The organism is Streptomyces sp. NPDC058086, from assembly GCF_042885015.1.
Classification (GTDB): Bacteria; Actinomycetota; Actinomycetes; order Streptomycetales; family Streptomycetaceae; genus Streptomyces.
The window spans coordinates 56,819-76,084 of sequence record NZ_JBHVST010000036.1; the positions used below are offsets into that span (position 1 = coordinate 56,819).

The 19,266-nt window shown below is 70.1% G+C and carries 17 protein-coding genes and 4 pseudogenes; 11 read left to right on the forward strand and 10 right to left on the reverse strand.

What is annotated here, in order from left to right; all coding sequences use genetic code 11:
• Positions 1 to 40: 40 nt before the first annotated feature.
• The 7 genes and pseudogenes from ACFVWD_RS26685 (at position 41) to ACFVWD_RS26715 (ending at position 5,616) form a co-directional block, all read left to right on the forward strand.
• On the forward strand, positions 41 to 859 hold the full coding sequence (locus tag ACFVWD_RS26685; protein ID WP_389599611.1) for an FAD/NAD(P)-binding protein: 819 nt from the start codon (positions 41 to 43) through the stop codon (positions 857 to 859).
• 1 nt (position 860) lies between these two features.
• The gene (locus ACFVWD_RS26690) at positions 861 to 1,739 is read left to right on the forward strand and encodes an oxidoreductase (RefSeq protein ID WP_389599613.1); all 879 of its coding nucleotides are present in this window, start codon (positions 861 to 863) and stop codon (positions 1,737 to 1,739) included.
• On the forward strand, positions 1,736 to 3,082 hold the full coding sequence (locus ACFVWD_RS26695) for a Ni/Fe hydrogenase subunit alpha (protein ID WP_389599615.1): 1,347 nt from the start codon (positions 1,736 to 1,738) through the stop codon (positions 3,080 to 3,082). The genes ACFVWD_RS26690 and ACFVWD_RS26695 overlap by 4 nt, the downstream gene beginning before the upstream one ends.
• Complete coding sequence (locus tag ACFVWD_RS26700; RefSeq protein ID WP_389599617.1) at positions 3,079 to 3,552, forward strand: hydrogenase maturation protease; 474 nt, start codon at positions 3,079 to 3,081, stop codon at positions 3,550 to 3,552. Before ACFVWD_RS26695 ends, ACFVWD_RS26700 begins: the two co-directional genes overlap by 4 nt.
• Before the next feature lie 193 nt (positions 3,553 to 3,745).
• Positions 3,746 to 4,621 carry a universal stress protein gene (locus ACFVWD_RS26705; protein WP_389599619.1) on the forward strand — a complete coding sequence of 292 codons (876 nt, stop codon included), beginning with the start codon at positions 3,746 to 3,748 and terminating at the stop codon, positions 4,619 to 4,621.
• A gap of 25 nt (positions 4,622 to 4,646) precedes the next feature.
• On the forward strand, positions 4,647 to 4,859 hold the full coding sequence (locus ACFVWD_RS26710) for a hypothetical protein (protein WP_389599621.1): 213 nt from the start codon (positions 4,647 to 4,649) through the stop codon (positions 4,857 to 4,859).
• 242 nt (positions 4,860 to 5,101) lie between these two features.
• A pseudogene (locus tag ACFVWD_RS26715) lies at positions 5,102 to 5,616 on the forward strand (universal stress protein).
• Here the strand turns inward: ACFVWD_RS26715 and ACFVWD_RS26720 are convergent.
• Positions 5,525 to 5,731 (reverse strand): Arc family DNA-binding protein, encoded by a 207-nt coding sequence (locus ACFVWD_RS26720; RefSeq protein WP_389599623.1) that lies wholly within the window; start codon positions 5,729 to 5,731, stop codon positions 5,525 to 5,527. The pseudogene ACFVWD_RS26715 and the gene ACFVWD_RS26720 sit on opposite strands and share 92 nt — an antisense overlap.
• 18 nt (positions 5,732 to 5,749) lie before the next feature.
• Here ACFVWD_RS26720 and ACFVWD_RS26725 point away from each other — a divergent pair.
• Positions 5,750 to 6,977 (forward strand): annotated as a pseudogene (locus tag ACFVWD_RS26725) (RNA-guided endonuclease InsQ/TnpB family protein).
• 61 nt (positions 6,978 to 7,038) lie between these two features.
• Here the strand turns inward: ACFVWD_RS26725 and ACFVWD_RS26730 are convergent.
• The 8 genes and pseudogenes from ACFVWD_RS26730 to ACFVWD_RS26765 form a co-directional block, all read right to left on the reverse strand.
• Positions 7,039 to 7,695 carry a potassium channel family protein gene (locus ACFVWD_RS26730; RefSeq protein WP_389599625.1) on the reverse strand — a complete coding sequence of 219 codons (657 nt, stop codon included), beginning with the start codon at positions 7,693 to 7,695 and terminating at the stop codon, positions 7,039 to 7,041.
• Positions 7,692 to 8,351, reverse strand: a complete 660-nt coding sequence (locus tag ACFVWD_RS26735) for a potassium channel family protein (protein WP_389599627.1) — start codon at positions 8,349 to 8,351, stop codon at positions 7,692 to 7,694. The genes ACFVWD_RS26730 and ACFVWD_RS26735 overlap by 4 nt, the downstream gene beginning before the upstream one ends.
• The gene (locus tag ACFVWD_RS26740) at positions 8,348 to 11,203 is read right to left on the reverse strand and encodes a cation-translocating P-type ATPase (protein WP_389599629.1); all 2,856 of its coding nucleotides are present in this window, start codon (positions 11,201 to 11,203) and stop codon (positions 8,348 to 8,350) included. The genes ACFVWD_RS26735 and ACFVWD_RS26740 overlap by 4 nt, the downstream gene beginning before the upstream one ends.
• Positions 11,193 to 11,651, reverse strand: a complete 459-nt coding sequence (locus ACFVWD_RS26745) for a CBS domain-containing protein (protein ID WP_389599631.1) — start codon at positions 11,649 to 11,651, stop codon at positions 11,193 to 11,195. The genes ACFVWD_RS26740 and ACFVWD_RS26745 overlap by 11 nt, the downstream gene beginning before the upstream one ends.
• A gap of 132 nt (positions 11,652 to 11,783) precedes the next feature.
• Positions 11,784 to 12,773 carry an Acg family FMN-binding oxidoreductase gene (locus ACFVWD_RS26750; protein WP_389599633.1) on the reverse strand — a complete coding sequence of 330 codons (990 nt, stop codon included), beginning with the start codon at positions 12,771 to 12,773 and terminating at the stop codon, positions 11,784 to 11,786.
• Between the two features lie 187 nt (positions 12,774 to 12,960).
• On the reverse strand, positions 12,961 to 13,842 hold the full coding sequence (locus ACFVWD_RS26755) for a universal stress protein (RefSeq protein WP_389599635.1): 882 nt from the start codon (positions 13,840 to 13,842) through the stop codon (positions 12,961 to 12,963).
• Positions 13,826 to 14,176 carry a DUF1918 domain-containing protein gene (locus ACFVWD_RS26760; protein ID WP_389599637.1) on the reverse strand — a complete coding sequence of 117 codons (351 nt, stop codon included), beginning with the start codon at positions 14,174 to 14,176 and terminating at the stop codon, positions 13,826 to 13,828. The genes ACFVWD_RS26755 and ACFVWD_RS26760 overlap by 17 nt, the downstream gene beginning before the upstream one ends.
• Positions 14,177 to 14,259: 83 nt before the next feature.
• Positions 14,260 to 15,258, reverse strand: a pseudogene (locus ACFVWD_RS26765) (nicotinate phosphoribosyltransferase); the annotation flags it as partial.
• A 172-nt stretch (positions 15,259 to 15,430) separates the two neighbouring features.
• Here ACFVWD_RS26765 and ACFVWD_RS26770 point away from each other — a divergent pair.
• The gene (locus tag ACFVWD_RS26770; protein WP_054232029.1) at positions 15,431 to 15,853 is read left to right on the forward strand and encodes an Hsp20/alpha crystallin family protein; all 423 of its coding nucleotides are present in this window, start codon (positions 15,431 to 15,433) and stop codon (positions 15,851 to 15,853) included.
• A gap of 246 nt (positions 15,854 to 16,099) precedes the next feature.
• Here the strand turns inward: ACFVWD_RS26770 and tnpA are convergent, their stop codons facing one another.
• On the reverse strand, positions 16,100 to 16,498 hold the full coding sequence (gene tnpA, locus ACFVWD_RS26775; RefSeq protein ID WP_389599664.1) for an IS200/IS605 family transposase: 399 nt from the start codon (positions 16,496 to 16,498) through the stop codon (positions 16,100 to 16,102).
• A gap of 90 nt (positions 16,499 to 16,588) precedes the next feature.
• Here tnpA and ACFVWD_RS26780 point away from each other — a divergent pair.
• Together ACFVWD_RS26780 and ACFVWD_RS26785 are read left to right on the forward strand one after the other, a co-directional pair.
• A pseudogene (locus tag ACFVWD_RS26780) lies at positions 16,589 to 17,811 on the forward strand (RNA-guided endonuclease InsQ/TnpB family protein).
• Between the two features lie 356 nt (positions 17,812 to 18,167).
• Positions 18,168 to 18,983 carry an SAM-dependent methyltransferase gene (locus ACFVWD_RS26785; RefSeq protein WP_389599639.1) on the forward strand — a complete coding sequence of 272 codons (816 nt, stop codon included), beginning with the start codon at positions 18,168 to 18,170 and terminating at the stop codon, positions 18,981 to 18,983.
• Positions 18,984 to 19,266: the final 283 nt, after the last annotated feature.

Sequence of the window (19,266 nt, forward strand, 5' to 3'; positions counted from 1 at the left end):
ACTCCGCTGCGGTCGAACGCCTGCTGGGAGGCGGGCCACCATGAGCACCGTGGCGCCCCCGCTGCCGTACCGCGTCGCCGACACCAGGGCCGAGACCGCCGACACCCGGTCGATCGAACTCGCGCCGGTCGGACGGGAACTCCTGTCCTTCGCACCGGGGCAGTTCGCGATGATCTACGCGTTCGGGGTCGGCGAGGTGCCCATCTCGGCCAGCGCCCTGCGCGGCCGCCACGGAGGTGTCGTACACACCGTGCGCGCGGTGGGTGCGGTCTCGACCGCGCTGTACCGGATGCGCCCGGGCGACACCGTCGGACTCAGCGGGCCGTACGGTACCGGCTGGGACCTTGATGCGGCGGTCGGCCACGATGTGCTGGTGATCGCCGGCGGCATCGGGCTGGCTCCGTTGAGGCCGGTTGTGCAGGCAGTCCTGGACCGGCCTGCCGCGTACGGTCGGCTCGCGGTCCTGGTGGGCGCCCGTACCCCTGCCGATGTGGTCTACCGCGACGAGATCGAGAGCTGGCGCGGTCCGGCCCGGGTGGAGGCGACCGTCGACCGCCCCGGCCCGGGGTGGCACGGTGCGGTGGGTGTGGTCACCACGCTCCTGGACCGCCTCGACCTGCGGCCCGACCGGACCTGCGCGTTCGTGTGCGGGCCCGAGGTGATGATGCGGCACACCGCGCGCGCCCTCTTGGCCCGGGGCCTGGCCTCGCAGCGCGTTCAGGTGTCCTTGGAACGCAACATGCACTGCGCCACCGGCCATTGCGGTCACTGCCAACTCGGCCCGCTCCTCCTGTGCCGCGACGGACCGGTCGTCGGCTACGACCGCGTGGCACAACTGCTCCTCGTGAGGGAGTTGTGACATGGCCACCGACCCCGGACTCGCCACCGACCCACGGCCCACGCTCGCCGTGTGGAAATTCGCCTCCTGCGACGGCTGCCAGCTGACCCTGCTCGACTGCGAGGATGAACTCCTCGGTCTGACCGAGCGAGTACGGATCGACCACTTCCTGGAGATGACCCCGGTCGAAGGCGCCGGCGGGGAGCGCGCGCGACCGGACGGCCGGGGCCCGTACGACCTCTCCCTGGTCGAAGGATCGATCACCACCGCCGAGGACGCCGAGCGGATCCAGCACATCCGCAGCGTCTCCAGGTATCTGGTGACCATCGGAGCCTGCGCCACCGCGGGCGGCATCCAGGCACTGCGCAACTTCGCCGACGTCGACGAGTTCCTTGCCGCGGTCTACGCCCAGCCCGAGTACATCTCCACGCTGGAGACCTCGACACCGATCTCGGCCCACGTCCCGGTCGATTTCGAACTGCGCGGCTGCCCCATCGACCACCGCCAGCTGCTCGAAGTCATCACCGCCCACCTGGCCGGACGCAAACCCCGGATCCCCAGCCACAGCGTCTGCTTCGAGTGCAAGAGGCGTGGCACCACCTGCATCACCGTGGCCCACGGCACCCCCTGTCTGGGCCCGGTCACGCACGCCGGTTGCGGCGCCATCTGCCCCGCCTACGGACGCGGGTGCTACGGATGTTTCGGACCCACGAGCCGGCCCAACCTGCGCTCCATGGTCGCGCAGTTGCGCCACGACGGGATGAGTGAGCGGGACATCCAGCGTGTCTTCCGTACCTTCAACGCCGCGTCGCCGGAATATGCCCCCGTACCCGACCTCGTGGCCCAGGAGCAGGACAGCCCTCGGGACACGACGGAAGCTCGCCCGGAAAGGCCCGCATGAACCATGGTGGAACCCGTGTCCTGCGACTGGACGCGCTGGCCAGGGTGGAAGGCGAGGCCGCCCTGCACCTACGTGTCGACAGGGGGACTGTCGTCGAGACGCGGCTGCGCATCTACGAACCGCCACGGTTCTTCGAGGCTTTCCTGACCGGCCGGGCCCATACCGAACCCCCCGACATCACAGCTCGCATCTGCGGCATCTGCCCGGTCGCGTATCAGATGAGCGCCTGCCAGGCGATCGAGAACGCCTGCGGGGTCACGGTGGACGGCCCGCTCGCGGAACTGCGGCGCCTGCTGTACTGCGGCGAGTGGATCGAGAGTCACACCCTGCACGTCTATCTGCTGCACGCTCCGGACTTTCTCGGCCATGCGGACGTGGTGGGGCTGGCCCGCGACCAACGTGCCGCCGTGGAGCGTGGCCTGAGGCTCAAGCAGGCCGGTAACGCGATCCTCGAACAGCTCGGCGGCCGTCCCATCCACCCGGTCAACGTCCGAGTCGGCGGCTTCTACCGGACGCCGACGCCGCAGGAACTTCGCCCGCTGGCGGAACGACTCCGACAGGCCCGAGAGGACGCGCTGGAGACCGTCCGCTGGGTGGCCGCGTTCGACTTTCCCGACACCGTGTGCGACCACGACCTGCTCGCACTGCGCGACCCCGGCCGCTACGCCATCGACTCCGGAACGCCGGCGGTCATGGCCGCCCACGGCGGAAGCCCGGCGTTGCGCGAGTTCACCCTGTCCGACTTCGAACAGCGCGTTCAGGAAGGGCAGGTGCCGTACTCCACGGCCCTGACCGCCACTCTCGACGGACGCCGCTTCCTGACCGGTCCGCTGGCGCGCTATGCGATCAACGGCCGGTGGCTGCATCCCGCGGCGGCCGAGGCGGCGCGGGCCGCCGGCCTGGGCGACCCCGCCGCCGGCGCGATCTGCGACAACCCCTTCCGAAGCATCGCCGTACGCGCCGTGGAGGTGGTGCATGCCGTCGAGGAAGCCCTGCGGATCATCGCCGGATACGAACAACCTCTCCGACCGGCCGTCCAGGTACCGCCACGCAAGGCGGTCGGCGCCGGGGCCACCGAGGCGCCCCGGGGCCTGCTGTACCACCGCTACGTCCTCGCGGAGGACGGCACGCTCACCGAGGCCCGCATCGTTCCGCCCACGGCCCAGAACCAGACGGCCATCGAGGAGGACGTGCGCAGGGCGGTTCAGGCGCGCCTGAACAGGGCCGGGCCCGCCGCCGACGACGAGGAGCTCACCCACTTGTGCGAACGGGCCATCCGGAATCACGATCCCTGCATCTCCTGCGCCGCGCACTTCCTCGACCTGACGGTGGAGCGCAGATGAGCGGCCGGGTGCTGGTGATCGGTGTGGGCAATCCCCTGCGCGGTGACGACGGGATCGGCCCGGCAGTGGTGGAGGCACTGCGGGGCCGTGTTCCGCAGGACACCGTCCTGGTGGTCAGCGACGGTGAACCCGCACGCATGCTCGACCTGTGGCGGGGTGCGGACACTGTGGTCGTCGTGGAAGCCCTGCGTGCAGAGCCGGCCCGGCCGGGTGAGGTACGCACCCTGACACCGGTGGAAGCGGCCTGCCACGCACCGGGTACGGCGAGCACACATGCCTTCGGCCTGGGGGAGTGCCTCGCCCTGGCGGAGGCCCTGGACCAGCTGCCCCACAGGCTCGTCGTGCACGCCGTGGAGGTGGCCGACGTCGCACTCGGCGCGGGCCTGAGCGAAGCGGTGCGGTCGGCCCTCCCCGAACTGACCGACCGCGTTGCCGCCTCCGTCCGACAGGCATACGCACGGAACCGCTAGCGGTGGTTTCTCACACGAAGCTCCAGGCCCGGCAGGCGACGATGCGACGCCCCGCCACATCGAGCCATAGGGGGCCGAAAGTCCTCCGACGCGGGCCGAACCGCCCCTCGCAACGCCAACGGCGGAGTGCCACGGTGAAGCTCACCACCATGCGCTGCACTAGGTGGCAGCCCTGCGAAAGGTGGTGGGCAAGATGACACTTCCTCTGGTGGTGGGCGTCGACGGCTCGGACTCGTGTCTGCTCGCGGTCGACTGGGCCCTGGACGAGGCCGAACGCCACGGTCTTCCACTGAGGCTCGTCTACGCCTCCCTGTGGGCGCGCTACGAGGGCGGCCTCCCGTCGGTGGGCCAGGGGCGCCCCTCCGAACGGGTGCTGGCTGAGCACATAGTGGCCTCCGCAGCGGAACGCGCCGAGCGGCGCAGCCCTGATGTGAAGGTCACCACCGACATCGTTCCGGACGGAGCAGCAGACGTTCTCGTGCGCGAGGGCAACAATGCCTTCGCACTGGTGACGGGATCGCGCGGCCGCGGTGAACTCAAGGGACTGCTTCTCGGATCGGTCGGCCTGGCCGTGGCGGGCCGGGCGCACTGCCCGGTGATCGTGGTCCGGGGCGATTGTGCGGGCCTGGCGGGTACGCATGAGCGGATCCTGCTCGGTACGGGGGAAGCCGACACCAGCGTGGAGGCCGTGCGGTTCGCCTTCCGCGAGGCCGAGGTGCGCGGCTGCATCCTGGACGTCGTACATGCTTGGCGCAGGCCCTCCCATGACAGGAGCGGCGAGGGGGTACGGGCCGAAGGGCCGACAGACGTATACGAGGAACGAGCCTCCGCCCTTCTCGACGCTCAGCTCAAAGCTGCGACCGCCGAGTATCCACACGTCCGAGCGCGCCGAACGACGCTTGAGGGCCCCGCCAGCAAGATCCTGGTGGACCGGTCGGCGGCCGCCGACCTCGTGATCATCGGCGCACGCCGCAGGACGGGCCACTTCGGGTTCCAGCTCAGCCGCGTGAGCCACGCCGTGCTGCACCACGGCCAGTGCCCGGTCGTGGTCGTACCTCAGAGGCAGTGAGTGCATCCCAGCGCACGGAGGGCCGATGAGCAAGCGCACCCGAGTCGCCCCGCGAGCCGAGCGTGCCCGCTGCGGTGCCCGGTTGCCGTCGCCCGGGACGGCGCGGCTTTCGGCCTCCCGGCCGATGGCCGGCTCCGTCCGCCGGAGTGGCCGATGCGCGGTCGGCGAGTGGATGCTGCTGCCCGACGGCACGTGGCGGCGTGTCCAAACGATCCGGGTGCCGAGCCTGTTCGGCTGAGAGCGAGAGACATGTGCCGAAGCGGTCGTCGACACATTCCCCACTCCCGGGAGTGCCCGTCTCCTGGGGCCGAACGGCACTTTCGAGCACGGCTGGGCGGCGCGCTACGGAAGCTGATCGCAGCGCCGTCCGTCTCATGCGCCCGGAGGCGCATCTCTGGCGGTGTGGTGATGCCTCGCGCAGCGTGGAAACGAAAGCGCGACGGGTCGGACGGTGTGAGAGCCGTTGGAGAGGTGGGACGGATGGACAAGGATGTCTCCGAGCCGAGGGTCGTGGTCGGCGTCGACGGGTCCCAGTCCTCGTACGCGGCTCTGCGCTGGGCCGTGCGCTACGCGGGCCTCGTCGGCGGCACAGTGGACGCGGTCGCCGTGTGGGAGCTGCCGGGCCTTTACGGCTGGTCGGCGCCCGCCGTGGACGTGGACGTCGACGAGGACGATTCCGGCAGCGGATGCGGCAGGAGCTGACCGACGTGCTAGACGAGGACGCAGCCGACTCGGTCCGAACCCACGTGGTGCACGGCAATGCCCCGGACGTCCTGTTGCGGGCCGCCGAGGGGGCCGAGGTCCTGGTGGTGGGCAGCCGGGGGAGGGGCGGGTTCGCCCGCGCTTTGCTCGGTTCGGTCAGCCAGCATGTGTCACCGGGATTCCCGGAGGATGCCTCGGCCTTCAGGCCGGGGAGGAATCCGGTTTCCCGCGGAGCGGGGCAGGAGAAGCCGGATCGCCGCCGGGCGATCCGGCGTCTGGCCGGGGAGCGGTGAGGGCGGCCTCCAGGAGGTGGAGGATCTCGGAGTTGAGGGACCGCCGGTCCGCAGCGGCGTGGGCGGTCACCTGTTCGTGTAGGTCTGCCGGGATCCGGAGTGAGAAACGAATCATGACGTTATGTTTGGCGGCATGATGACACCCAGTGAAGCCGACGGGGCCGGGCACGCCCGGTACACCTACCGGCTTCGCGTGTCGTCGAGCGCCCGTACGGCGCTGGAGGCGGAATGGAACCGGTGCCGGTGGATCTGGAACGAGTGCGTCGCCAAGTCCAGGGCGGTCCACCTGCACAACAAGGCCACGGGACAGAAGCGGACCTGTGGCCCGGCGCAGCTCGACCGGATGCTGACCGGGGCGCGGGAGCGTACGTCGTGGCTGTGTGAGGGCAGTTCGGTTGTTCAGCAGCAGCTGATCCGGGACTTCGGCAGGTCCCGCGTGAAGGCACAGAAGGACATTCGGGAGGGCCTGCCTCAGCGGCAGCGGGCCGGTATGCCGGGGTGGAAGAAGAAGCGCGAGGCGTTGCCGACGCTGAACTACACCCGGCGCGGGTTCCGGCTGAAGGACGGTCGCCTGCATCTGGCGGGTGGGATCGTGCTGAGGGCGGTGTGGTCGCGCAGCCTGCCGGGCGAACCCTCCTCGGTGCGCGTGTACCGGGACAGCGTCGGGCACTGGTACGCATCGTTCGTGGTCCGAGCCGAAGTGCAGCCGCTGCCGGAGACCGGCCGGGTGCTCGGCGTGGACTGGGGGGTGAAGGAGACCGCGACCACCACCTCCAACGCGCACGCCCAGCACGCCCAGCACGCCCAGCACGGCCGCAAGGCGCAGGCTGGGCTGACGCGTTACGACCGGATGATGGCCCGCCGCCGGCCGAAGTAAGGGGCAGGCCGCCTCGAAGGGCTACCGCGAGGCGAAGAAGTGGCGGGCGAAGACCTACGCGAAGATCGCCCGGCAGCGGCAGGATGCCGGCCGCAAGTGGGCGAAGAAGGCCGTGACGGACCACGACGCCATCGCCGTCGAGGACTTCAGGCCGAAGTTCCTCGCCAGGTCCTCGATGGCGCGCAAGGCGGCGGACGCCGCGATCGGCGCCACGAAGAAGGCTCTGATCGAGATGGGCCGCAAGCACGGACGGGACATCCGTCTCGTGCATCCTGCGCACACCACCATGGACTGCGCATCGTGCGGAGCGAGAACCAAACACGCACTGCCGTTGTCCGAACGCACCTACACCTGCACCGCATGCGGAGCAGTCTCCCCCAGAGACAAGAACTCCGCCCGCGTGATGCTCGTCCGGGCAAGTCTGAACCCGGCTGGTGTCGAGGGCGTAAGACCACCGGGAGCGCTGCTCCCAGAGGCAGCCTGAGCCAGGAATCCCCGCTCAGCCCTGAAGGAAGGAATCCCCCTCCCTTCAGGGAGGGGAGCAGTCAATGGAAGGCCGCGTGGATCTCCTGCTCGGTGGCCTCGTGCGAGACGAGCAGGAGTTCGTCGCCCGGCAGCAGAGTCATTTCGGGGCTTGGCACCGTGGGACGCCCGTTGCGGACGACGGTGGCGACGACCGTGCCGGCCGGCAGCGTGATCTCGCCCAGCGGGTGACCCGCCGCCCGGGAGTCCTCGGTGATCGCTGTCTCGATGACCTCGACGCCCGCCTTGCTCAGTCGCAGCAGCGCCACCGTGTCCGTGGCACCGGTGGCCTCCTCGATCAGGGAGATGAGCGGGGTGGCCGCGGGCACCGCGACGTCCACACCCCACCGCCCGTCGAAGAGCCAGGCGTTCTCCGCGTCGTTGACACGCGCGGCCACACGCGCCACCCCGAACTGGCGCTTCGCGAGCAGGCTGATGACGAGGTTGTCCTCGTCCCGGCCGGTGGCGGCGATGACGAGGTCGCAGGTCAGCGCGCCCGCTCGCTCCAGGAGCACGGGCTCGCAGGCGTCCCCGGCCACCAGCTGTACGGAGGGCAGGCCCTCGATTTCGGCGATGCGGTCCTCGTCGTGCTCGACCAGGGTGACGGCGTTGCGTGCTGCGGAGAGCACCTGGGCGATCTGGGTGCCGAGGCGGCCCGCTCCGGCGATGAGGACGTTCACGTTCCCAGCTCCTTGTCGAGAAAGCCGCGCAGCCGGCCCAGCGCGGTGGCGGCGACGGCGAAGGTGACCAGGTCGCCCGGTTCGGCCAGGACACCGTGGGCGGGCAGCAGCGACCGGCCGGCGCGGGTGACCTCCACGACGCGGATCTCCCCGTCGACATCGAACTCGGTCAGCGGCCGTCCGGTGAGATAGGCCGGCAGCTGGGAGCGGACCACGAGGGTCTCGCCGCTGCCGAAGGAGAGTTCCGGGGTGAGATGACGGTGCAGCAGCATCTGGTGGATGCGGCTGACGGCCCATCGGACGCTGGAGATCGTCGGGATGCCCAGCTCCCGGTAGATGTCGGCGCGGCGGGGATCGTGGATGCGGGCCAGGACGATCGGGACCCGGTACGTCTCCTTGGCGGTCCGCGCGCTGACGATGTTGCTGTTGTCCCCGGAGGTGACCGCGACGAACGCGTCCGTGTGGTTGATCCCGGCCGCCTCCAGCACGGATCGGCTGAAGCCGTTGCCCGTGTGGAAGGCGCCGGGGAATCCCGGCGGCAGCAGCCTGCGTGCCTTGGACTGCCGGTCGACGAGGCGTACGTCGTGGCCTTCGGCGACGAGCTGCGTGGCGAGCGTGGCACCGACCCGGCCGCAGCCCACGATGATCACTCTCATCGTGTTTCTCCCTTCGGGGACGTACTACGCCGCCGCAGCACCCATTTCCGTGCTTCCTCGGCGGCCAGCAACAGCGCTCCGAACGCGGCCAGAACCGCCCAGTCGGCGGCGGCCAGCGGCGCGGTGTTGAAGATCGCCCGGAGCGGCGGTGCGTAGCTGATGGCGGCCATCAGTCCGATTCCGAAGAAGCCTGCGGCCAGCAGCCAGGGATTGGTGAGCAGGCCGGCTCGGAAGATGCTCTGCCGGTCGGTGCGCACGGCGAGCGCGTTGAAGAACTGGCTGACGACGATGCCCGCTTGGACCATGGTGATCGCCTCCCGGTAGACGGGATCGCTCTTGGTGAAGTCCGCGTACGGGATGCCGGAGGCGTGGATGTGCCAGAAGAACACGGCGCACACGCCGAGGGCCTGGATGCCGCCGAGGAAGAGGATGCGGCCCATGACGGCCGTCGAGAACAGCCGTTCGCGGCGCGGCCGTGGCGGGCTGTCCATGACGTCGTGCTCCATCGGCTCGGCGCCGAGGGCCAACGCGGGCAGCACGTCCGAGCCGAGGTCGATGGCGAGGATCTGTACGGCCGTGATCGGCACCAGCGGGAACCCGGCGAAGGTCGCTGCAAGGATCGGTACGAGTTCGGCGATGTTGTGGCTGAAGAGGTAGATCAGGAACTTGCGGATGTTCCGGTAGACCGAACGGCCGAGCCCCACTGCCGTGGTGATGGAGGCGAAGGAGTCGTCGAGCAGCACCATCACCGCTGCCTCGCGGGCGACGTCCGTGCCGGAGGCGCCCATGGCGACACCGATGTCCGCGTGCTTGAGGGCAGGGGCGTCGTTGGCGCCGTCCCCCGTGACGGCGACGACCTCGCCGCGCCGCTGCAGCGCGGTGACCACCCGCATCTTGTGCTCCGGACTGACTCTGCACAGCAACAGCTCGGCGGAACGTGCCAGCAGCGCGTCCAGGGCGCTGTCGTCCAGAGCGTCCAGCTGCGTGCCCGTCACCACGGACGGGGCCTGTTCCCGCACGATGCCGACGCGGCGGGCGACGGCTTCCGCGGTCAGGGGGTGATCGCCGGTGACCATGACGATGCGGATCCCGGCCCGTCGGCAGGCGTCCACCGCATCCCGCACCTCCGGCCGGGGCGGGTCGTACATCCCGGCCAGCCCCAGGAAGGTCAGCCCCGACTCGACGTCTCCGAGCGGCGGGTGAGGACTGGCGACCCGCCGCCGGGCGACCGCCAGCACGCGAAGGCCCTGACCGGCCATCCCGTCCGCGGCCGTGGCGATTTCGGCCCGCTCTCCGTCCGTCAGCGGTTTGCGGCCGCCGTCCCGGTAGACGGCTTCACAGCGGGCGAGCAGCTCCAGCGGCGCGCCCTTGACGTATGCCAGGTAGTCGCCGCGGAGGTCGCGGTGCACGGTGCTCATGAGCTTGCGAGTGGAATCGAAGGGATGCTCCGCCACCCGCGGCGTCCGGGCCTCCTCCGCCGTCGGATCCACGCCGGCCTTCATAGCGGCCACCAGCAGGGCGCCCTCGGTGGTGTCGCCGAGCACCCGCCACCCGTCCCGGCCGGCCGGGGGCACCAGCCGGGCGTTGCTGCACAGGGCCGCCGCCTGCAGCAGCTCCCGCACAGGTGCGGCGTCGGCGACCTCGCCGACGGGCGCGTACCCCACTCCGGTCACGGCGTGCGGCACACCGTTCGCCCACAGCCGTACGACGGTCATCTCGGCCTGGGTGAGCGTGCCTGTCTTGTCGGTGCACACCACGCTTGTCGAACCGAGCGCCTCCACCGCGAGCAGTTGCTTGACGAGGGCGTGTCGGCGAGCCATGCGGCGGACGCCGATCGCCAGGGACACGGAGAGCGTGGCCGGCAGACCCTCCGGCACCAGCGCGACCATCGCCCCGAGCGAGAAGACGAACGTGTCCACGAACGGCTGCCCGCTGGGCACGCGCACCGCGAACAGGACGGCCCCGGTCGCCAGCGCGACGCCCGCCACCCGGCGAGCCATGGCCGCGACCTGCCGCTGCAGCGGGGTCTGCTGCCGGGGCGCCGCAGCGGTGAGCCGGAAGATCCGCCCGAACTCGGTCGCCGTCCCGGTGGCGCACACGACGGCCTTGCCCGTGCCCGCGACCACGTCTGTGCCCATGAACACGAAGTTGCGCGCTTCCAGCGTCGGCCCCGCCGGCACCGGTCCGTCAACGCGTGCGACGGCGTCGCTCTCGCCCGTGAGCGCCGCGTTGTTGACGGCGACCTCGTGCGCCTCGACCAGTCGGCAGTCGGCCGACACCGCGTCCCCGGCCTCCAGGAGCACGACATCACCGGGAACCAGATCGCGCGCGGGCAGGTCCCGCGGTACACCGTCCCGGAGCACCCGGCAGGTGTGCGGCACCATCGCCTGCAGGGACTCCGCCGTCCGCTCGGCGGAGTACTCCTGGGCGAAGCCGATGCCGGCGTTCAGCAGCACCACGCCGAGGATGGCCAGCGCCAGCTGAAGTGTGGCCGCATCCCGGGGCTGTTCCAGCACGTACGCGAGGAAGGTGATCGCCGAGGAGACGAGCAGCACGACGGCGAAGAGGTCGGTGAACTGCGCGGCCAGGCGCCGCCACACGTGCCCACGGCTCACGCCGGGAAGCTCGTTGAGGCCGTAGCGGGCTTGCCGCGCGGCGGCCTCGCCCGGGGTGAGACCGCGCGGGGAACTGCTGAGGACGGCGAAGACTTCCCGGACGGGCAGGGAGGGGAGGGACGCAGCGAGGGCACCCGGCCGGTCCCGCAGCGCGTCGGTTGCGGGGAGCGCAGCGTCCGCCGGTGGGCCGCCCTCGCGCAGCACGGCCGTTCCCCACCGGGCCGGTTCACGGCTCATAGGTACCACCGCATGCCGCAGGCGGCCCAGGCGGCTCCTGCAGCACGCTCCAGGTGACCGGTCCCAGCAGGTCGGCCAGACGCCGGAAGACGTCCAGGAACAGGTCGTCGACGGTCAGCACTCCCACCACCCCGCCCCCGTCGAGGACCGGAAGACGACGCACCCCGGTGCGGCGGAACGTCATGTATGCCACCTGAAGGTCGTCGTCGGCGTCGACCGTGACGACCTGGGCCGACATCACCGCGTCCACCGGTGCCTCGGGGGCCAGGCCGCCGCCCATGCCGCGTAGAGCGAGGTCACGGTCGGTGACGATGCCTAGCAGTGCATCGTCCTCCACGACCAGGACGGAGCCGACGGCGCGCTCGGTCATCCGCCGGGTCACCTCCAGAAGAGAGACGTGGGGCGCGACGCACACCGGAGGGGCAGTCATCACCTCGGAGACCTTCATGCGACTACTCCTCGCCGTCGGGCCCCGGACCGGGGCAGTTTTGCCGGGACGCGGTTGACGGGATGGTGTCCCACGGGCGGTTCTCCCTCCACGCTTTCCGGATACAGGGCGCAGACTTCGACACGCCCTGTTTCACGCGATGTCGAGCACTTCGTCCAGCGGCCGACGCGGGCTCGGGTGGCCTTCGGGGCCGTAACCGAGCCGGAGCACCATCTGCATGTGGGCCATGGCCGACAGAGGGTCGCGAGCCGCCCAGCGGAGTTCAGGCCATTCCAGCGGCTGGGAGGTCACCGAAGCGACCAGCCCGTCCGCGGTGGCCCGGAGCCAGACCCGCTCCCGTGCCTGCCCGGCGCGCAGCCAGTCCGCGGGCCCGTCACGGGCCGTGCCCAGCAGGGCGATGTTCGGGTTCTTCTCGAACGAGGCCCAGGCGCGGCCCGGCATCGGGCGTCCGACGGCGAAGTCGCGCGCGGGGGCGGTGGTACCGCGTCGGTCGGGGCCGAACGCCTCGGCGGGGATGCCGTCGGGAGCCCCTCCGGTACCCGACGATTCTGTATGCGTCCATTGTTCCGTCTCACCGCGCCTTCCTGCGTCCAGGGCCTCCCGGTCCTCGGCATCCCGCGCCAACTCCGGGATCGACCGCACGTGCCAGGCGCCGGGGAACAGAAGCTCCGCACCTTCGGTGCGGGCCGCGTCGTACAGGCGCTCCTGTACGGCGGCGGGGATTCCCTCGTCGTGGAAGGGGTGGCGGCTGGAGTGACGGCGGTGGATCGCCGCGCGCAGCGGGGCGAGTGCCTTGTCGGGTGGCGCGGTGCCGCGGAGATGCGCCTCGGCGAGAAACTCCGCGTCGGCTGGGTCCGGGAGCAGCCGGACTTCGGGCGCCGGCCCCGCCGCAGCGTCGGCTACGCGCAGGTTGAGCAGTGCGGCGCCGCAGCCCGGATGCAGGCCTCGTTTCTCCGGGTCGGTGCGGGGCAGGGTGCGTTCGAGGTCGGCGTACAGGCGCAGGACGCCTGTGCCGCGAAGGTATCGGAACGTCCATGGCTGTGCGTTGTGCAGCGAGGGCGCCGCCGTGGCGTCCGCCACGAGGGCCGTGACGGTGTGCTCGTCAAAGGGTTCCGCTGACACGGTGACTTCCCTTCGCTGGGGGGTCTGCCGGCCTCGGCCGGGAAGACGGCCGCCCGCGGCGCGGGCGACAGGCCGAGCGCATCTCTCCGAATCCCGTCTCCAGCGTGTGCTCCGCGCGCCGCGCCGGGGCAGGGGCCATCCGGGCCTGGCGCGGGGCCGAGTGGACTTCCCCTGACAGCTGCGTGGCTTACGCAGGTGCGGACGGAACGGCGATGACGGGGCAGCGCGCGTGGTGCAGCACGCCCTGGCTGACCGAGCCCAGCAGCATGCCGGTGAATCCTCCGCGACCCCGGGTGCCCACCACCAGGCCCAGCGCGTGGGCCGAGGCGTCGGTGAGCACCTGGACGGGATGCCCGACGACCAGTTCGTGACGCAGGTCCACCTCGGGGTAGCGGGGGCGGCGACCGGCCACGATCTCGGAAAGCAGCCGACGGGACTCCTGCTGTGACTCGTACTCGTCGAAGATCCTCAGGTGCCCGGGCTCCCAGACGTACAGGGCGCGCAACTCGGCGCCGCGCAGAGCCGCCTCCTCGAACGCCACGTCGACCGCGGCGCCGGAGTGCTCGCTGCCGTCGACCCCGACGACGTAGTACGCGGGTTCCTGGGTGACGTGCTCCGGCTCGGGCACGACCACCACGGGACAATGGGCGTGGGCCATGACAGGTATGGCGACCGAGGCGGAGCCGAACACCTCCTGGGCCCGGCTCAGGTGCCGCGAGCCCAGCACGACAGCCGTGGCGTCGCGGCTCTGCTCGCGCAGCACCCACACGGGGTCGCCCACCGCGAGCGGCGCGTCCACTTCGAGCTGCGGGTGCTTCGCCGTGACGAACTTCACGGCCTCTTCGAGCACCTGCTTGCCGGCTTGGCGCAGTGCCTCGTTCCACTCCTCCCGGGACGGCAAGATCTCCCGCTTCCCATAGCCCTTGGTCGGCACGCCCTCGACGTGGACCAGACGCAACGGCAGCTGACGGCGAGCGGCCTCATCGGCCGCCCAGGCCAGCGCCATCCGGTTGGCGGGATCGGGATCGACGCCCATCACGATCGGCCGACGATCACCGAGCCGGGACATGACTGCCTCCGGTCAGCAGCTCGTCGGGGGCCGACGAGGTGTCCGCAGACGGGCCTGCGGGATGCGGTGCAGACGTCAGATGCCTGATGTACGCGTCGGGGCCGGGGAAGTACAGGGTCCTCCGTCCGTTTGCGGCCCATCGCACGTCACGGGGCGGCCTGCCGTCCGGATGGTGCAGCCCGACGATTCCGGCGTCGCGGGCGATGACCCCGGCCGTGGTGCCGCGTACGACGATCTCGTCGCCGACGCGGGCGCGCATCGAGGTACCGGTCGCCTCGGGGCCGGGACTCGGCATGGCCAGCTCGTTCTTCTTCGGTGGCGCGGGAGCGGACATCGCCTTCGCCTCCTTCCTGCGATGGTGCGGAGCAGTGCCGCCGCCGATTTCATTCAAGGCCGCGGCACTCCTGACCTGCCAGTCACGGGGCGGCCCTCGTACTCGACGAGCTTGTACGCGGCGTCCAGATAGGGGGCGTCCGCGGCCACTCCCACACGCGTGCCCACGGCGTACACGTCGATCGGGGCACTGGCGCGCACCAGCCGGGCCACGGCGTACTCGTCCAGTCCGCCGCTGGCCACGATCCGCACGTCGGTCAGTCCGGCGCCGTCCAGAACGGCACGTGCTCGGCGGGCCAGTGCGCCGAGGTCTCCGCTGTCCAGGCGGATGGCGCAGCCGGGACCGCGCCGAAGATCGGTCAGGACCCGGGCGGCTGTGCGCACGCCTTCCTCGGTGTCGTAGGTGTCGACAAGGAAGGTGACCGGCCCGGGATGGGTACGCGCGAAGGCGCGGAAGGCCTCTTCCTCGTCGGGGAACGCTTCGATGTAGGAGTGGGCCATGGTGCCCGAGGCCGGGATGCCCAGGGCGGTGGCGGCAGCGACGTCACTGGTGCCGGCGAAGCCCACGAGGGCACCGAGGCGGGCGGCCTGGTGTCCGGCCCACGGGCCGTGGGTGCGGCGCAGCGAGAAGTCCACCACAGACCTTTTGCCCGCGGCCAGGACGCAGCGCGCCGTCTTGGACGCCACGGCCGTCTGGTGGCAGACCTGGTTCAGCAGATACGTCTCGACGAGCTGGGCCTGCGGCAGCGGAGCGGTCACCTCCAGCAGCGGCTCCCCGGCGAAGACCGCATGGCCCTCCGGCACGGCACGTACCTCTCCCTCAAAAGCGAGGCCGAGGAGAGGTTCGAGGTCTCGTACCGGACGGTGCAGGGCGGCCGCGAACTCCTCGATGTCCTCCCGCTCCACGCGGTAGCCCGCCAGGAAGTCCAGCGCGGGCTCCAGACCCGCGGCTACCAGGAAACCCCGGCCGGGCGGGAGGTCGCGGACAAAGAGGCTGAAGGTGGCGGGGGCCTGCATGCCCTCCCGGAGGTAGGACAGGGCCATCGTCACTTCGTAGAGATCGGTGGTCGTGACGTCGGACATGGTGATCGCCGCCGAGTGTGGTCGTCCCCTGGTCACCAGTCTGACCGTGGGCGGGCCGGGCGAAAGGGACTGGAGGGACCTCAGGTATGGGCCGTTCGGCCTCAGCAATCGGGACGCGGGTGCGCTGGACTGAGTGTGTCGGCATTGGCGACCACACCGAGGAGGTACCGCGATGGCCACACTCAAGCGCGGGCAGAGGCTCCCGTTCCCGGAGATCCCGGACTGGTTCGAGAGCCTTCCCGCCCGGTTCGCGATGCCCACGATGGGCGAGCTGTACACGGTTCGCATCGAGGACTACATGGAGGACGGCCGTTTCGTGGTGCGGGCGGAGCTTCCGGGCATGTCGCCCGAGAACATCGACGTCTTCATCAGCGACGGTGTGCTGACGGTCCAGGCCGAACGCAACGAACGGGAAGTGGACAAGAACCACAGCGAGATCCGGTACGGCGTGATGAGCCGCAGCGTGACGCTGCCGCCCGGCGCTGATGAGGACGACGTCAAGGCTGACTACACCGACGGCATGCTCACGGTCAGCGTGGGCATGGGTGCCGAGAAGCCGTCGGCCAAGCACGTCGAGATCCAGCACGGCAGCTGACAGCGGCCGGCTGCGTGTGGCGGGCCCCGCTACGGGCCCGCCATCGGCGCGCTTCGCGTTCCCGTCAGCGGACTCCGTGCGCGGCCGCCCAGCGACGTCGTACCGCCTCCTCGTGCTCGGCTCCCTCCAACGCCAGTTCCATCCCTTGTTCTTCGCAGGGAATCCCGGCCTTCAGGCCGGGCGGGAATGCGATCCTCGGTCGGGAGGCGCGAAGCGCCGGAGATCACTGCGTCTCCGGGGTGACGGTCAGGCTGGGCGCTTCTGGTTGTCGATGTAGTCCTTGACGATGCTCAGTGGTGCGCCGCCGCAGGACCCCGCGAAGTAGGACGGGGACCAGAACACGGACCCGGTGCCGATCCGGTTGATCCGGTCGGTGTACTCCGCGCGAAGGTAGCGGGAGCTGACGCCCTTGAGGCTGTTGACGAGTTTGGACAGGGCGATTTTCGGCGGGTAGTGGACGAGCAGGTGGACGTGGTCGCCTTCGCCGTTGAACTCCCGCAGCTGTGCGCCGAAGCTCTCGCACACGTCCCGCATGATCGTCTCGCAGCGCGTCAGCATCTCGCTGTCGAAGACTTCCCGCCGGTACTTGGTGACGAACACCAAGTGTGCATGGAGGTTGTGGATGACGTGGTTTCCCCGACGAATATCGGGATCCGGTTCCCAGCGTGATGACTACGCCAAATATGCAAATGGAATAGGATTGGGTGAACTCGACCGGAGGGGGCGGGTGTTGGGGTGATCCGTGCGTACAAGTTCCTCATGCGCCCCACCGTCCGGCAGGCTCAGGCACTGTCCGAGATGCTGCGGGACCACTGCTCCCTCTACAACGGGGCGTTGCAGGAACGCCGCGACGCCTACCGGCATGTCTCGAAGACGAGCGTCAGGTACGGGATGCAGTCCGCGCAGCTCAAGGACATCCGGGCGTTCGACCCGGAGCGTCAGGGCCGCTGGTCGTTCTCCTCGCAGCAGGCCACCTTGCGCCGTCTCGACAAGGCGATGCAGGCGTTTTTCCGCCGGGTCACGTCCGGCGACCGTCCGGGCTACCCGCGTTTCCGTGGGGTGAATTGGTTCGACACGGTGGACTTCCCCAAGGATGGGGACGGCTGCCGCTGGGACTCCACCCCGCACGACCCCGTTACCCGTGTCCGCTTCCAGGGTGTCGGGCATGTCAGGGTCAACCGGCACCGCGCGGTGGCCGGCCGGGTCAAGACCGTGTCGGTCAAGCGCGAGGGCCGTAAGTGGTTCGTCGTGCTCACCACCGAGCAGGACCAGCCCGAACCGCTGCCCGCGACCGGCTCCGTGGTCGGGATCGACCTGGGCATCGCGAACTTCCTCGCCGACTCCCATGGCGGGTTTGTGCCCAGCCCGCGCCACGGCCGCCGGGCAGCCCAGAAGCTCCAGGCGGCGCAGCAGGCGCTGTCCCGGTTTCCGCGCCGCAAGGCGAAGGACCGCACCGGCAACCACCGGCGCGCGGTGGAGAAGGTCGCCGAACTGCATGGCAAGGTGCGCCGTCAGCGGCTCGACCACGCACACAAGACCGCGCTGGGCCTGGTGCGCGCACACGACTTCATCTTCATCGCGCACGAAGACCTCAGGATCCGCAACATGAGCAAGGCCCCCGCACCGAAGCCCGACCCTGGCCGGCCGGGCACCTTTCTGCCCAACGGGGCCTCGGCGAAGGCCGGGCTCAACAGGTCGATCAGCGATGCCGGTTGGGGGGGGTGTTCCTGACGATCCTGCACGCCAAGGCTGAAAGCGCCGGACGGGACGTGATCGCCGTGGACCCCCGCAACACCTCCCGCACCTGCCCCGCATGCGGGCACACCGCGAAGGAGAACCGGCCCACACAGGAAAAATTCCACTGCGTCGCCTGCGGCCACCACGCCCACGCCGACACAGTGGCAGCCACCAACGTTCTACGGGCCGGGCTGGTCCGTCGTAACGCCAACCCGGCATAGCGAGAAGCCCCCGGCTTCAGCCGGAGGAGGAGTCACGCCAGCCCTACGCCTCGGGGGCCGCGAGGAACTCGAGCAACAGAACCCGGCGTACCGCCCGACTCGTCTGCCGGTCTTTATTTCCGCAGGTCAGAGGTTATGTTTTGGAGGGGCAGTCTGGAGCTCCCACCGATCCCGGAACGGTCCGGCAGGCGCGTCCAGAGTCGCGTCCGAGTGCCGAGAGCGATGCGTGGATGTCAGCCTGCCCCATGAACCAGCACACCAGTCGGAAGACATGGACTAGTGTGCTAGAAAAGGGAGTTGGGTCGTAGGATGTGCCGCGAATGATTCCCGCCCCGGTTGAAGGACGTACACGACTCATGACGGACCCTGTGACGACGCCCGAGCCGGCGGAGCAGCAGAAGATGGACACGTCGGTGCCGCACTCCGCTCGTATCTGGAACTACTGGCTCGGCGGCAAGGACAACTATCCCGTCGACGAGCAGGCCGGTGACGCGTACACCGAGGTGTTTCCCGGGATCGTCACCATCGCCCGCTCCAGCCGTGGCTTCCTGCGTCGCAACATCGCGTATCTCGTCTCCGAGGCGGGTATCCGGCAGTTCCTGGATGTCGGTACCGGGCTTCCGACCGCGCAGAACACCCACGAGGTGGCCCAGGGGCTCGCTCCCGAGGCGCGGATCGTCTACGTCGACAACGATCCGATGGTGCTCGCCCACGCCCGCGCCCTGCTGTACTCCACCAAGGAGGGCGCGACCGCCTACATCGACGCCAACGTGAATGACCCGGATCGCATTCTTGAAGTCGCTGCCAAGACGCTGGACTTCGGTCGTCCCACCGCGCTCATCCTCAGCAACATCCTGGGCCATGTTGCCGACTACGGTCAGGCCCGTTCCATCGTCACCCGGCTTATGGGCGCCCTGCCCTCGGGTAGTTACCTCTCCATCAACGACGGGTCGCGTGGCATCGACCCGGTCTTCGAGCAGGCCCAGGACGCCTACAACAACAGCGGCGCCGTTCCGTACAACCTGCGCTCCATTGATGAGATCACCGCGTTCTTCGACGGTCTGGAGCTTGTCGAGCCCGGTGTCGTTTCGGTGACGGAGTGGCGTCCGGAGCCCGGTTCGGGCGTCCCGGAAATCATCGCCGAGCACGGTGGACTTGCGCGTAAGCCGTAACGACAGGAGTGGTGCGGTCAGGCCGACGGTACCGGGTCGGCCTTGCCGGAGGCGGTGGTGCGGTCTTCCGGGGGAGGCGGCGCCGCCGTACCGTTTGCTGCGCTGTCGGCACAGGCCGATGTGGGCGATGTGGGCGATGTCGAGCGTGCTCCACGCGAAGCCCAGGCCGAGATAGAACGGCGGGAAGAACAGCATCAGGCGGCGGCGCACGGGGAAGCCGCTGAGATCTCCCGGGGCAGCTGGTGCTGGAGGGGTCCCTGTGCCGCAATGGGCTACTCCACGA